Source organism: Streptomyces kurssanovii (genome assembly GCF_040677245.1).
GTDB classification, from domain to species: Bacteria; Actinomycetota; Actinomycetes; order Streptomycetales; family Streptomycetaceae; genus Streptomyces; species Streptomyces kurssanovii.
In genome coordinates this window covers 23193-38090 of record NZ_JBFAQK010000023.1, presented here as the reverse complement: position 1 = coordinate 38090, position 14898 = coordinate 23193, and the positions used below count along the sequence as shown (strand labels likewise).

Below are 14898 nucleotides of genomic sequence, written 5' to 3'. Positions count from 1 at the left end.
AGTGCCGGCCTCCGTACGGTCGTCAGTCAACGAGGTAGTGCGCTTCGATGTAGGCGACGGTGGAGTCATACGGCTCCCCCACCGGCTTCAACATGTACCGGCGGAAGACTGCGGCGGTGGCGCGGCGGACGCCTCGGTTGCGAGCGTCAGCGTTGTCCCATGACCCAGCGAGGGTGTGGGTGACCACCTGGTCAATCTCCTCAGCCAGGTTCCTCTCCGTGACGGTGAGCCCGGAGGGTGCGTGGTCGCGGATGATCCGCGACAGGACACCCACGTGGTCGTCGTCCAGCACGACGACGGCTTCGTCGGGGTGCTTCTCAGCGTCCACAATGGCGCGGGCGACACGGAGCGCCTCTGACAGGAACTCCAAGGCGTCCTGGGCGTTTTGGATAATCCGGTCCCGCAACTGCTTGATCCGCTCCGCAAGGGCAATGTACTTCAGGGACCCTGGTTCGATGCCCTTATCGAGGGCGGCCTTGATGTGGTCCAGGATCTCCGCCGCGGATGGCGGCGTCTCTTCCTCGCCGGCGGTCTTGTCGCGCTTGAGGCGGACGAGGGCCAGCAGCTCCTTGAGTATGGCGATGCCCTGGGCGTCCAGGACGAGGGCTTCCTCCCGGGAGGCGACCACAGTGAAGGAGTGGACGTGAGCGTTGATGATCTCCAGGACCATCGGCCCAAGCTCCGATATCCGCTCCTTCCTCTCCTCGTCGGAGGCCTTCTTGAGCAAGGTCGTGTACACGGACCCGAACAGCGCGAAGCCGTCCCGGTACTTGGTGACCCGCCTGTCGGTGTTGATAAGCGGGTACAGGCGGGCCAGGAGCCGGTAGTCCTTGGTGAACACCTCGACGGCACCGGGGTTGGCGTCCAGGAAGACGTTGATGGCTCGCACGGACTCGTATCCGTGGACCGTGAGATCCAGGCCATCCACGTCTACGAGCAGGTCTTCCATGCGGGCGAAGGTGATACGGAACTCAGCGACCAGCTCGGACAGATCGGTGACAAACCCGCCACCCTTACCGCCCCCCTCGGAGGTGGGGTCGACGACGGCCCGCTGGACCTCTTCGGCCAGGTCGAGGTAGTCCACGACCACGCCGGAGGTCTTCACAAATCCGGTCGGGGACACCCAGGTGCGGTTCGGGCGGGTGATCGTCTGGAACAAGGTGTGGGCCTTCAGCGGCTTGTCTAGGTAGAGGACGCCCTCGTTGGGGGCGTCGAACCCCGTCATCAGCTTCGCGGTCACCACCAAGAAGCACAGTGGATCGTCGGGGGTGAGGAAACGCCGCTTCTGCTCCTCCTCCTCGGCCTCCGAGAGCTGATACGGCCGCAGGGCGCGGTCCTCGTCCTTGGAGTCTGAGACGGAGACATTCACCTCGGCGGTGATCCGCTCATGCTTCCCGACCTCAGTGAGTGCCTGTGATGCCTTGAAGCCGGCCAGCAGCTCGTTGATCTTGTCCGTGTATGCCACGGCGAGTTCACGGTTGTAGGCGACGACCTGGGCCTTGAGGCCGTTGCGGTACGCGCCAGCCAGATAGTGGTCCACGATGTCCTGGCAGACCGCGTGTATGCGGTCGGGGTTGGCGAACACCGAGGTGAGGCGCCCGAATTTGCGAGACAGGGCTTCGCGGTCAGGATCGTCGAGATCAAAGTCGTCGGCGAACTGGTCGAACTCAGCCTGCAACGGCTGGTCGTTTATCTCGAAGGCGACCGGGTGCGGGTCCAGCAGCACCGGGACGGTCGCCTCATCCAGTAGAGACCGAGACACCGAGTACCGGTGCAGCACGCTGCCCGGGTCGGTCTCCTCGCCGAAGAGTGCGAAGGTGTCGGTGGCGAGGTTCCTGACCGGGGTGCCGGTCATTCCGAAGAACTTCGCCTGCGGCAACGCTGCGCGCATCTGCCCGGCCAGAGACTTCGACCTAGCGGACTGGGTGCGGTGTGCCTCGTCGACCAGCACGATGATGTTGCCGCGGGTGGACAGGTTCTTGCCGGCGTCGGCGAACTTGTGGACGGTCGTGGAGATGACGCCGCGCACGTCGTCGGCCAGCAGGGATCGCAACTCCGCACTGGTGGCGGGCTGGTGGAAGTACGCGTCCCCCATCGCGGAGGTGAACACCCCGGAGGTCTGCCGGACGAGCTGGGTCCGGTCAGAGAGCAAGATGATCGTGGGTGACTCGGTGCGGGTGTCGCCCAGCAGCAGCGACGCGGCGAACACCATCAGCAGCGTCTTCCCAGACCCCTGATGGTGCCAGATCAAGCCCTTCGACCCACCCTCCAGAACCCGCTCATGGATGAGGTGCGCGGCCTCCATCTGCGGGTAGCGGGGCAGGTACTTCTTGTCCACCCCACCCCCGGAGGTGTCGAACAAGGCAAAGTTCGCCAGAACGTCGAGGATCGTGGCCGGGTTGAACAGCAGCTCGACGGAGCGCTGCACATCGGCCTGCCCGGACAAGTTCTCGTCATCGGCAGTGGACCGGAACGGCTGCCACAGGTTCGTGGGAGCACCGACGGCACCGAACCGCAGCTTCAGCCCGTCGGAGGCGACCGCGAATACATTGGGGGTGAAGAACCACGAGTACTCGGTGGCGTACACGTCGTTGATCTCGCGAGCGGCGTCGGCCCACCCGGACTTAGCGGTCGGTGACTTCACCTCGACGACTACCAGGGGCAGGCCGTTGACCCAGTACACGAGGTCGAACCGGCGCGAGGTCTTGCCGGGTACCGTGATGGTCACCTCGTCCGAAACGACCAGCGTGTTGGCAGTCGGGTGCTCCAAGTCGATGACTTTCAAGGCGTGCCACACGCCGTCGGCGTCCCGGAACTCCTTACGCCCGCGCAGCACGTGCAGCACCTGCTCGTTGGCCCGCACCAGCCCACCTTCGACGGCGTTAACCGTCGCGACGATCTCCTCGACAACCGCGTCCGCGTCGAACCCGTCGATCACCCCAGGGTTGAGCCGGACGATGGCGTCCCGCAGCTGTTTGCGGACCACCGTCTGCGTCGTCTCACGCTGTAACGACCTGCCCGCAGTGAAGTCCCAGCCCATGGGGAGAGACCACTGGATCAGCAGGTTTTGGAACTCCCGTTCTCGAATCCCGTTCGCCACGGCTCAGACCCCCGCCTCGACGGACTTGATGTCGATAGTGCGATCAAGCAGCCTCGACAGCAGCGCCACCCGCGCCTCACGGAGACGTGCCGCCTCAGCACGGAGAGCCGCGATCTGCACGTCCGCCGCATCGGCCATCCCTGAAATGCGCTCCTGCTCATCACGAGGCGGCACGGGCATAACGATCTTCTTGATGTTCGCGGCAGAGATGCGAACCACCTTCGTCTCGCTCGTGAACTGACGCTTCTGGTGCTGAAACAGCGGTGAGGCAAAGAAGTACGAGACGAACTTCGGGTCCAGTTCATGGCGGAAGATGAAGCAGTCGTCGTGAACAGCCACATCGTCATCGCCCAACCAAGCAACGGCCTTGCCGACGTCCTCGACGTTCTCGCTCGTACCTGCGATTACCACATCGCCGGTTTGTGCGAGGCGCATCGAGACGCGGAAGCTACCGGGCAGATACGTCACCGTTTCTGTAGCCGAGGCCCCGTAGTCCGTGTAGATCTGGCCATAGTGGATGCATCCCAAGCCCGCCTCCACGTAGTCACTTTTTACAAACCGGCGGCCACGGGTGAGCGTTCCAGTTTTCGACAACGGAGCAGACGACCATCCCTCACCGCCGCGCGAAAGCATGTTTCCCAGAGCAGCGTTACGGACTCGAAGGAGGCTGTCCGCCTCGACTTCGAGTGCCGCGACCTGTTCGTCCACCACGTTGATGACTTCGACGATCCGCTCCTGCACCGGCAACGGCGGGATGTCCATGATGATGTTGAGGAAGTCTGCGGGCTTCACCCGCTCACGCCTGCCGCCCATGCCTTTCGACGCACCTTGTAGTGCGTCCCACATCCTCTGCGTTGTGGTGAGGATGCGGAAGAACTCGGGGTCCGCGTCTGATGCGAATGCGAAGGTGGGGAACTCCTGAGACGCGAACGATTCCGGCAGATCGTCCGGGGTAACCGTGATCGCGCCTTCGAATGCCTTGAGCCGGCTGTAGAGGAGCATGCCGGGGCCGATCCGGTTGAGCTTTTTGTAGGCTGTAGAGCTTCCTGCGACAGGATCGCGGTAAAGCAGCCCTCGCCCCCTGTTCAGGACTCCCACAGTCGGATAGGTCTGAACGGGGTCTACGTCAACGACCGCCACGTTCAGTGCAAGGAACCGCGAGAGAGGAGCCCGAAGCCACCCCTCCTGAGCGTCAGCCGCCAGGTCACCGTTCATCGGATCACTCATCGAATCCCTCAACACCAGCGTCCGCGAGAATGGCAAGCATGTGCTGCTCAGTCCTCTGACGTTCTGCTCGGGCAAGGTTGTAGGCCTCGATCAACGTGGGAAGGTCCGCCTGCTCGGCCATGGCACGCTTGACATAGAGGCTGATGTTAAGGTCATAGCCGTTCGCCGCGATCTCGGTCATAGGTACGAACTGGGCGGCCAATCCGCCCTCTCCGTCTGGGTCCACCGTAGTGCCGTCAGCGCAGACCTTCGCGTGGTAGGCGGTCACTGTATCGGTGATGTCAGTATTGGTGAGGACGTTGCGGTTCTTAGCCTTGGCGAACCGGTTGGAAGCGTCGATGAATAGCACACCGTTCATACGCTCCTCCGTCTTCGTGCCGGGGGCGCGGAACACGAGAATGCAGGTCGGGATCGTTGTGTTGTAGAAGAGGTTCGCTGGCAGCCCGATAACCGCTTCAAGCAGGTCGTCATCAAGGACGCGCTGACGGATCGAACCCTCCTGGCCGCTGCTGCGGAAGAGGACACCTTTAGGCAGGACAACGCCAGCGCGCCCCTTCTTCGGGTCCATGCTGGCGATCATGTGCTGCACGAACGCCCAGTCCGCGAATTGCGGAGGAGCCACGCCGCCAATGGCACGCGGGTCGTTGGCCCAGGGCTTCCACCTCAGGGAATAGGGCGGGTTGGCGACGATCACATCGAACTGCGCCACTGACCCGTCCGGCTTCTTGAAGCGGGGGTCCTTCAGAGTGTCGCCCACCTCGACCTTGAACTGGGTCAGGTTGTGCATGAAGAGGTTCATGCGGGCCACACCCGCAGTGTCCGGTACGGCCTCTTGCCCGTACAGGCTGAGCGTGTAGCCACGCCCGCCGCGGGCCTTGAGCAGGTTCGCGGAGGCGATCAGCATGCCGCCGGATCCACAGGTCGGGTCGTACACCGACTCAAAGCCCTTGGGTTCCAGGACCTCGACAATAAGCTCGACGACCTCACGCGGTGTGAAAAACTGGCCAGCGCGAGTGCCGGACCCATCCGAGAACCGTTTCAGCAGGTACTCGTACGCCCCACCGAGGACGTCGTGAGACATGTTGCCCTCGTGCATCTTCGGAGTGCGGTCCATCGTCTGCATGACCGCCGCCAACACCTCTCCCGGCAGGACCTCTTCGGAAGTCCATGTCATGGACCCAAACAAGCGGGAGAACTTGTCAGGGTTGGCAGTCTCAATGGCTTGCAGGGAGGCACGGACCCGCTGGCCGAGGCCAGGCTGGGTGATGGTGTCGAGAATGCACGACCACGAGGCGCGGCGCTCCTGGACAGTGCCGGGGTGGATGAACGGGATCTCGAACGACTGGTAGTCGCGGTACTCGATCTCATGGGCTTCCTCCGGGGAGAGGTCATCCAAGTCGTTCTCATCCAGGAACTCCTGGTGGTCGTGCTCCCAGGTGTCTGACAGGTACTTCCAGAACATCAGCGGGAAGACGACCGAGGAGTATTGCGCTTCGGGCAGTGCCACGCGCAGCTCATCAGCCGCGTCCCACAACCGGTTCTCGATCTCCTGCTGGGTCACTGCCATCAGTCGGGGGTGTCCTCGCTCGTCAAAGGGTGGCGACCCGAAGGCCGTGGTGTTCCTGCTGGTCAGCCTATTCCGGGCACTCCTGACATGCACGCGCCAGGCCCCTGCGGCCGGGTGAACGTCCGCGAGGCGTCGCATCCCTGCGCCGGCAACACCCAACGATATCCCTCGCCAGGACCATGAAATACAGCAAACGGCGCATCCAAACGACGCGGTCAGCCGCCGTCAGAGATCCGCTTGTTGATCTTCCGTAGGGAGCTCCTCGCTCGACCTAAGACGAACCTTGACTGATCGGCGGTCGCAGTCCACTGGAAGTTCGGCCAGCCGAGGGCGAAGTCTATGAGGTCGAGGCCCAGTTCGATAGGTGGCCCGCCACCCCCGCGCGGCCGCAGAGGCGCTGACGTGGGCGGCAGCGCGCACAAAGTCGTAGAGGCATCGGGGGCTTGCGTTCGGGCTGCGCACCCGTCGGGCGAACCCCATCTGGCCGATAGGCGCACCACTGTCAGTCCCATCAGGTACAACCAAGAGACGCGCGCAGGATCGCCGCGTCGGAGCCAGCAGCTTGGGGTGTGGGATGAGCGAAGGTACGCAGCAAGGTCTGCACGGCAAGGACTATGCAGTCCGGGAGCTCTTCACTAAGCAATACTTGCTGGAGTCCTACCAACGGGAATACACATGGGAGCGGCGCCACGTCGTGGAGCTCGTGACCGACCTGGCCAACGCCTTTCTGCGCGACTGGCGAGTCGATCACGACGGGCAGCGCTACGCCCGGTACCGCCCGTACTTCCTCGGCCCATTCGTCTGCCACACCGTCGGGGTAAAGAAGAATCTCATTGATGGACAGCAGCGCTTCACAACGCTGCACCTTCTCCTCATGCACATCGAGCGACTGCTTAAGGAGCAAGGCAATGAAGGCGCCGCGGGGATGGTCGGCAGCATGGTCCGAAGGTATGCCGCCGGGCAGTACCACTACGCGATTGATGTGGAGGAACGTCGCGCGTGTCTGGAGGCGCTTCGCGCCGGGGCGGAGTTCGACCCCACCCCCACCACGGTTTCAGTGCAGAACCTGTGGGAGCGAGCCCAAGACGTAGCCGAGGCCCTGCCCGCGACGCTGCGAGACGAGTGTCTGCCCATCTTCGCAGACTGGCTGGCCGATCGGGTCTTCCTCGTCGAGATCGCCGTTGACGACCGGGATCTCGGCTGGGAGATCTTCGAGACCATGAACGATCGTGGCGCCGGCCTCACCTCCCTCGACCTCCTGAAGAGTTTCGTGCTCTCTCAGGTGGACCGGGAGCAGGAGCAGATCAACGCGGCCTGGCGGAAGATGGTCACTGACCTCAGCGCTTTCGGACGGCACTACCCAAGCAAATTCTTTGAGACGCTCTTCCTCGCCCGGTACGCAGCCGCAGATGGGAGCGATGACGAGAAGATCGAGCGGGCCTTCCACGAGTGGGTACGCAACCAGCCGGAACGCGTCGGCATGAAGCGTCGGGGACAGGATTACAGCGACTTCGTCCTCAAAACAGTCGCGCGCGCTGCCGATCAGTACCGCGTCCTCCTTGAGGGCGCCCGCACTCGCACCCCCGGCCTGCATACTGTCTACTACAATGCCACAAACGGAATCGAGTCACAATTCCTCCTCATCCTGGCGGCGCTGCAACTGGAAGACTCGCCGCAGGTCGTTCGCGATAAGGCCCGACTCGTCGCCAACTACCTCGACCTATTCTTCGTACTTCGCATCGCTAATAACGACAGCGCTGTACAGACGCAGGATTTCCGAGAGGAAGTACAACGACTTCTTCCAGCTGTCCGGCAAGTGTCGTCGGTCGAAGACCTGTGCAAGCTCCTGGGCCGCGAGGCAGCAAACCTTCCGGACGGGTTCTCGGGGGTGGAGAAGCTAAGTCTGCACAATAACCGGAAGCACATCCGCTATCTGCTTGCCCGACTCACTGCATTTGTCGAAGCCGAATGCGACCGACCGGATGAAGCAGACCGCTATCTGGGGTCACCTATCGCCATGGCAGGAGACTCTCCCCCGTGGGAGGTCGAACACATCTGGGCCAACAAGTACAGCTTGCACGTTCAAACCGGTGTGGCAAATGAGGAAGACTTCAAGCGAGAAAGGAACCGCCTGGGCGGTTTGCTCCTGCTTGAAAAGTCAATCAACGCAAGTTTCGGCGCGGACATCTACGGCGACAAATTGCCTCATTACTTCCGCCAAAACATCCTGGCCGCATCATTGAATCCCGGCTCCTACAGACGTAATCCCGCATTTGCAAAGTTTAGGAAGAAATGGGGTCTCGAAGACTCTTTCATTCCATATCCGGACAGCTTCGACAAGAAATCAATCGACCAGCGTGGCGCACTGTACCGACAACTCTGTGAACGTGTATGGCGAATCGACCAGCTCGGTTTCATTGAGGCTGCCACGTCGCCTACACCTCGAACGAGCTCGCCGCAGCGAAAGAAGCCCCGCTACGGCGTACAAATCTCTGACCTGATGCGCGTTGGCATGCTCAGCGAAGGCACACAGCTGCGCGGTGAACTCAAGCGTTCGCGGCGAGTGTTTGACGCGACTGTTACTAGTAGCGGCAGGATCCGCCTTGAGCCGAGCGGTGAGGAGTTTAAATCCCTCTCGGCCGCCGGCGCCGCCGCTACTGGCAGTGTGTCCAGCCCGGGATGGGATTTCTGGCAAATCGCCCAGCCCGACGGGAACCACACCCCGCTCGCGGTGGTCCGGAAGCAGGCGATCGAACGAGGGCTACTCGACCAGAACCCCTGACTTGCGGCGCGTCCTAGCCGAACCTCACCGTCTCCCAGCTGCCGCGGCGGACGCGACTGGCACGCTCGGCAGTTGAGCACCAAAGCCACAGGACCATTCATAACGTAGCTGCGAGGCCCAGAGAAGGCCGGAGGTTGTCAGGGCGCCACTGGGATGTGGACCCGGACTCACGGTAGCTGGCCATGGATGAGGCTTCATCTGCGGCCTATTCGTGGACGTCCAAGGCCGCGCCGAAGCACCGAAGCACCGAAGCACCGAAGCACCGAAGCACCGAAGTTAGCCTGACCTGTTGAGACTGCGATAGTCGACCCAGCCTACGGATCCGTGGACCGTTTGTGGACAGGTCGCCTGCAACTGGCCCTTTGCAGCTCGCTGACCAGCAAGAACACTGCGCGTGGAAGCGGCCTCCGGAGCCGTGTGCGCAGGTTCGGATCCTGCCGGGGGCACAGAAGCCGTACCAGCTTGATCACGCCGCTGACCTGCTGAAGTGCCGACACCGAGAGCCGGACCCAGTCCCATTGGGTCCGGCTCTTTGTCGTTGCGGCTCGCTGATCGCCAGTGCGTGGCGGGTGGGTCCATCGGCGGTGGCGAAACCCCCTGGGCGCCGCGCACCGCGCACCGCGCACCGCGCTCGCGCCAGCATCGCCGACCAGGGCGCCGGCGACTCCTGGTCCACGGTCGGCCGCCGGGAGCGTTCCGGAGCACGAGCCGGCCCGCGCTCCGCGCCGCAGTACGTCGCAGTACGCCGCAGTGCGTCGCCTGGGCACGACGCGCCCGGTCGTCCCCGGCCACACGTGGCCGACCGGCCACGTGCGAGCGTGCCGAGCAAGGCCGCGGCCATCGACCGGGCCAAAAAAACGCGCCCCCGCCGTACACCGGCCCGAGAGGGCCCGGCCCGGCCCGGTCGTCCCCGGCCACGCCCGGGCCGGGCCCCGCGTCAGTCCCCGCGCGGCCCTCGGAAGTCCACCGAGGTGACAAGGGCGTAGTCGAAGTAGATCGGGTCCCCCTCCTCGTCCATCGGGTACTCGAAGCTGCTCTCGTTCGAGAGGATCACCTTGAGTTCGGGAAGGGTGTCCACACCGTCGTCGTTCTGCTCGACCGTGTGGCCCCGTTCCTCGAGGCGCTCCAGCAGTTCTTCGCTGGGTGTCCGGAAGACGTCGAGCCCGTCGAGGAGGACCGTCACATCCGCGTCCTCGACGCGGAACCGGTACACGTGGATGTCGGACAGCGCGCCCTTGGTGAAGCCGAGGTTGAACTCGGTCTGGGAGTCCCCGTGCTCGCAGAGCACCTGTCCGGGCGCGTCGCCGTAGTCCGGGTCGGAGGGGGCGAAGCCCAGTTCGCGCGCGGCCCCGACCGCCTCGTCGGCCGACATGCCGAGCCTGAGTGTGGCAACTCCCACCTCCGGCAGCAGTTCCAGAATCATCGCCGTCCCTTCCGACCGTCCCTTACGTGCCGCCGCCTACTCTGCCGCATCCACCGTGTGCCTATCCCGGTGGCCGGTACAGATCGCAGCGGGGCCTCATCGCAGCAGTTCGGCCTCATCGATCGTCCAGCCCTTTTTCGTGAGCAGCGCCTGGAGGTTCTTGTTGTCCTTCAGGCTCTCCACCATCTCCCGGATGTGGTCGTCGTATTTTCCGGGGAACTTGTGCTTGATGTCGTCGATGTCCATCCGCATCGCCTCGGTGATCCGTCCCTGGCTGATCAGTTCGCGCTGCCACTGGTGCCATGCCTGGGCCACCAGGTCGTTGTCGGTGCTGTTCAGCTTCTTGTGATCGGCGCGCTCCATGCGAATGGCCGGGCCGTTGTTGACCTTTTGCTTCTTGTGCGGCTTGTTCGCGATGTAGAAGCCCGGCTCGATGACCTGCTTCCAGGCCGCCTTGGGCGGGATGTGGTTGACCTCCATCGACGCCGGGAACCGCGTCCCGTCCGCCTTCTCGTTGGCGGGCAGCAGGCCGCCGTACCATCCGCCCTTCTCGGTGCATCCCTTGGCGATCAGCCCTTCGGGATCCATCCAGGTGTGCGGATTGGTGACATAGGCAGCCGGATTGGCGGCCGGGGCGAGCCCCAGGGGGTCGGACGATACGAAGCGGGCCGTCTCCGGGTCGTAGTGCCGGTGGACGTTGTAGTGGAGACCGGTCTCCGGGTCGTCGTACTGGCCCGGGAAGCGCAACGGGGTGTAGGCGGTGGCGTCGCGGTTCCAGGCCGTGAGCCCCCAGACGGTGGAGCGGTTGTACCAGGCGATCCCGCCCTGTTCGTCGACGAGTTCGGTGGGCGTGCCGATCAGGTCGGTGACGATGGCGAAGAAGCGGCTGTCGACCTCTTCCTGTCGGGTGTCGTCGCCGACCGTGCGGCGTTCCAACTGGGACAGGGGACGGTAGCCCTCGTGGTCCCAGGTCAGGGTGACGCCGGACGCGGTGTCGGTCTGCTCGGCCAGCCTGGTGTCCTCCCAGCTGAAGAGGACCGTGGACACGACGGTGGTCCCGTCGGCGGCCATGCGGTGTTTGGCGGTACGACGGCCGAAGGGGTCGTAGGTGTAGCGCCAGACCGTGCCGTCCGGGGTGGTGCAGGAGGTGAGCCGGTCCTCGGCGTCCCACGTGTAGCGCCAGGTGTCGGGCTTGCGGGACAGGCGCTTCTTCTGGCGCAGTACGACCCGGCCGGCGTCGTCGTACTCATAGCGCAGCCCGCCCGCGGCGACCAGACGCGTACCCTCGTACACACGCTCGCCGCGGCTCTCCGTGTGGCGGGCCCGGTCGGGCCACTGTGCACCTGTCTGGTTGCCTGTGGCGTCGTAGCTGTATCGCTCCGACCAGTTTTCGACGGTCACCCCGAGCGGCCGCCCCAGCGGGTCGAGGTCGAACCGGGTGGTCAGCCCGTTGAGTTCGTCCGTCGCCGAAGTGAGCTGGCCGTCGGCGCGGTATCCGAAGGCGCGGGAGCGGACCGTGCGCCGGTCCGTGGACACCTTCTGCGACGTCAGACGGCCGACCGTGTCCCAGGTGGAGGCGAGCGCCACCGGGGCCGCGGCGGGCCCGAAGGTGCGGGTCAGCTCGCGGCCCAGTACGTCGCGGGTGAAGTCGATGGCGTGGCCGCCCACCGCGACGCGGGTCCGGTTGCCGCCCGCGTCGTACGTGTACGACGTGACGGCCCCCGTCGGTGTGGTGCGTGAGATCAGCTCGCCGTGAGCGTCGTAGCCGAACCGCATGGTCCGGCCGTCGACGGTCTCCGCCAGCAGACGGCCTGTCGCGTCGCGTTCGAGGGCGAGGACGGACGTCGGTGTCTCGGCCCTGGTCAGCCGGTCGGCGGCGTCGTAGAAGAATCGGGTGACCGTCCCGGCTGCGTCCTTCTCCCGCAGATGGCCGAGGGGGTCGTAGGTCATGGTGACGCGGTGGCCGGACGGGCTGACGCGGGTGACCAGCCGGCCGGCCCCGTCGTGTTCGTAGGTCGTGGTGCGGCCGTCGAAGTCCGTCTCCGACATCGCCAGCCCGGTCGGGCCGTAGGCATAGGCCCAGGTCCGGCCTTGGGGGTTGAGGACTCCGGTGAGCCGCAGTTCGGTGTCGTACGTGAACTCGTAGCGCGCTCCGTCCACACCGGTACGTGCGGCGAGCAGATCGAACCAGGTGTATTCGAACCGGACCGTGCCGCCCAGGGTGTTGGTGTGCGAGAGGCAGTTTCCCTCCTCGTCCCAGGTCCACGACTCGGACGTGCCGTCCGGAGCCGTACGCCGGAGCAGCCGGCCGTCCGGCGTCCACTCCAGCCGGGTGACGGATCCGGCCGCGTCGGCCGACTCGCAGGGCCGCCCGAAGGCGTCCCGGGTGAGGGTGTACGTGGCGCCCTGGGAATCCGTGGCCGACAGGGTGAGTCCCGCGGGGTCGTTGACCCGCCGCTCCGTCATGCCGGTCGGGAAGGTCACCGTGGCGGGGGCGCCCGTCGCGTCGTAGGTGTAGCTGGTCGACGTTCCGTCGGGGGCCGTCACCGACAGCCGATTGCCGCGGTCGTCGAAGGCCTGCCGCCAGACGGACCCGTCCGGGCCCGTGACCGACACGGGCAGATGCCGCTCGTCGTAGACGGCCGACGCGCGGCGCCCGTCGGGCAGGAGCATCGTGATCAGGTCGCCGTGCTCGTCGTAGCCGAACTCGGCGGTGTTGCCGAGTTCATCGGTGCGGGAGAGCAGATTGTCGTAGCGGTCCCAGGTGAACAGCACGGTGTGGCCGCGGGCGTCGGTCTCGGCGACGGTCTGGCCGAGGCTGTTGAACCGGGTGACGGTCACCGCGCCCGTGGAATCGGTGAACCGGGTGACGCGGGCCTCGGTGTCGTAGGAGAACCGCGAGGAGAGCGCCCCGTCGGGGCCGATCGTCTGCACCACCCGGCCCGCGGTGTCGTACACATAGGTGTACGTGTGCCCGTTCCGGTCGGTCCAGGACGTGACGCGGTGGTCGTCGTCATAGGTGAAGCGCAGCGGCACACCGGACGAGCCCGCGACGGACTCCAGGTTCCGCTCGGTGTCGTACCCGAAGGAGGCGACGCGCACCGGCCCTTCAGGGGTCTGCACGTCCAAGGCGGTGACCAGGCCGCGTTCGTGATCGGCGACGACGCGCACTCGGTAGCCGGCGTCGTGGCTCACGAAGACCGGCAGGCCGTCCTCGGTACGGCTGATCCGGTAGGCGTTGCCGTTGCGGTCCTCGATCTCGCTCAGCCAGTACAGTCCGGAGCGGTACGGGCTGCCTGTGAAGCGACGGGTGAGTCCCGAGCGCGGGTCGGTGACCGCGTACGTGACGTCGCCGAGGACCCCCCGCTCGACGAAGACCAGCGGCAGCCGATCACCCTCGAGCGGCAGCACCTCTTGGCCGCCTTCGGCCGGCAACGCCGGATAGAACAGGACGGAGCCGTCCTCCCGCGCCCAGGCGGTGCCTGAACCGGTCATCTCCAGGCGCTCGTCGAGTGTGGACGCCCAACTGCTGCCGTAGCAGTGGCCGAAGCGGTAGCTGGATATGTGCGTGCGCCGCAGCACCAGGGAGAGCATGCCCGGCAGGACCAGGTCCGTCTGGGTCATCACCATCTCTCCGGTGGCCACGTCCACCGGGTCGGTCTTGCACCGCCTGTTGAGCAGGGACATCGCGACGTCGCGGACGCGGTCCAGCATCTCGCGCATCGACCTGGGGCGTCGGCGTCCTGGCTCGGAGTCGCCCCGGCGGCCGCCGGGGCCGCCGGCGTCCTTGCCGTCCTTGGTCGTGATGGCCTTGACGCGGTCTCGGACGTCACCGTCGGTGTCCTTGTGCGTCTTGGAGCCCTTGGTGATGGCGTCGGGGACCTTCTTGCCGACGTGGTCTCCCAGGTCGTCGAGGGCCTTGGTGAGCTTCTCCGTGATGCCTTCGATGGTGGTGTCGAGGACGGCCGTCAGGGAGTCCTTGCCCTTGGCCCGGCCGTGGTGCCCCTTGGCTTTGCCCAGCTTGCTGCCCGCGCGGGACTTCATGGTGACTTCCACGGAGGCCAGGTGCATGCCGGCCTTGCCGTGGGCATCGTGGTCGATCTCCGGGCCGCCGGATCCGGGACCGGGGGGACCTCCCGCGGAGTTGAGCTGGAGACCGTCCTTGCCCGCCTGCTTCGTCTGGTCGATGTGGTAACCGTCCTGGACACCGGCGACGTTCAGTGCGGTCTGGATCGCCAGGTCGGCGACGATGTTCTCGATCGCGGCAACCGCGGGCTCCGTGAGCGTGGCGACGATCTCCGCGACGGCCGCCTCCGCCATCTCCTTCAGGATCCGTTTGAACGCGATCCGGGTCGCGGCGATCTTGGCGCCGGCCAACAGCGTCGACAGGCCGGCCGTCACCGGTGCGAACGCCAACGTGATGCCCACGGTGGCGCACAGGTCGGCCAGTTCGGCCACCGCAGCGATCTTGCGGGCGACGATGATGTCGGCGACCCGGTCGAGCGCACCGGCCACCAATCGGGCCGCTTTGGCCAGGTCCTTGTGCTTGCCCTGCACCTTCGACCAGTGCGTGTCCAGGGCGGTCAACGACTCGCTCTGCCCGCTGGCGAGCAGTTTCTGGATGTGCCCGTACGCCGTCCCCGCGTCGTCGTCCGCGTCGTCCGCGAACTCCCGCAAGGAGTCCGCCATGTCGCGGTACGCGTCCTCGTCGACATTCGGCCAGCCCACGCCGACGATGTCGAGCATCGTGTCGACGCCTTCAGGAATCGTGTACCCCACGACGCAACAACCCCCGTCCC

General features: G+C 65.3%; 6 protein-coding genes. 1 reads left to right on the top strand and 5 read right to left on the bottom strand.

Features of this window, described 5'->3' with window-relative positions; translation table 11 throughout:
* Nucleotides 1-22: 22 nt before the first annotated feature.
* Genes AB0K36_RS18165 through AB0K36_RS18155 form a run of 3 tightly spaced genes read right to left on the bottom strand, consistent with a single transcriptional unit; the run spans nt 23 to nt 5894 of the window.
* On the bottom strand, nt 23-3100 hold the full coding sequence (locus AB0K36_RS18165) for a type I restriction endonuclease subunit R (protein ID WP_364595071.1): 3078 nt from the start codon (nt 3098-3100) through the stop codon (nt 23-25).
* A 3-nt stretch (nt 3101-3103) separates the two neighbouring features.
* Nucleotides 3104-4327, bottom strand: a complete 1224-nt coding sequence (locus tag AB0K36_RS18160) for a restriction endonuclease subunit S (RefSeq protein WP_364595068.1) — start codon at nt 4325-4327, stop codon at nt 3104-3106.
* Entirely contained in the window at nt 4320-5894 is a 1575-nt protein-coding gene (locus tag AB0K36_RS18155; RefSeq protein WP_364595066.1) for a type I restriction-modification system subunit M, read from the bottom strand. The genes AB0K36_RS18160 and AB0K36_RS18155 overlap by 8 nt, the downstream gene beginning before the upstream one ends.
* A 574-nt stretch (nt 5895-6468) precedes the next feature.
* Here AB0K36_RS18155 and AB0K36_RS18150 point away from each other — a divergent pair.
* The gene (locus tag AB0K36_RS18150; RefSeq protein ID WP_364595063.1) at nt 6469-8676 is read left to right on the top strand and encodes a GmrSD restriction endonuclease domain-containing protein; all 2208 of its coding nucleotides are present in this window, start codon (nt 6469-6471) and stop codon (nt 8674-8676) included.
* 937 nt (nt 8677-9613) lie between these two features.
* Here the strand turns inward: AB0K36_RS18150 and AB0K36_RS18145 are convergent.
* Both AB0K36_RS18145 and AB0K36_RS18140 read right to left on the bottom strand, forming a co-directional pair.
* A complete protein-coding gene (locus AB0K36_RS18145; protein WP_364595060.1) occupies nt 9614-10099 on the bottom strand; it encodes a hypothetical protein in 486 nt (161 codons plus the stop codon).
* 96 nt (nt 10100-10195) lie between these two features.
* Entirely contained in the window at nt 10196-14878 is a 4683-nt protein-coding gene (locus AB0K36_RS18140; protein ID WP_364595057.1) for an RHS repeat-associated core domain-containing protein, read from the bottom strand.
* Nucleotides 14879-14898: the final 20 nt, after the last annotated feature.

Excerpts from the sequence above, each read along its gene's own strand:
- AB0K36_RS18160 (WP_364595068.1), bottom strand. The coding sequence starts at position 4,327 with ATGAGTGATCCGATGAACGGTGACCTGGCGGCTGACGCTCAGGAGGGG.
- AB0K36_RS18155 (WP_364595066.1), bottom strand. The coding sequence starts at position 5,894 with ATGGCAGTGACCCAGCAGGAGATCGAGAACCGGTTGTGGGACGCGGCT.
- AB0K36_RS18150 (WP_364595063.1), top strand. The coding sequence starts at position 6,469 with ATGAGCGAAGGTACGCAGCAAGGTCTGCACGGCAAGGACTATGCAGTC.
- AB0K36_RS18145 (WP_364595060.1), bottom strand. The coding sequence starts at position 10,099 with ATGATTCTGGAACTGCTGCCGGAGGTGGGAGTTGCCACACTCAGGCTC.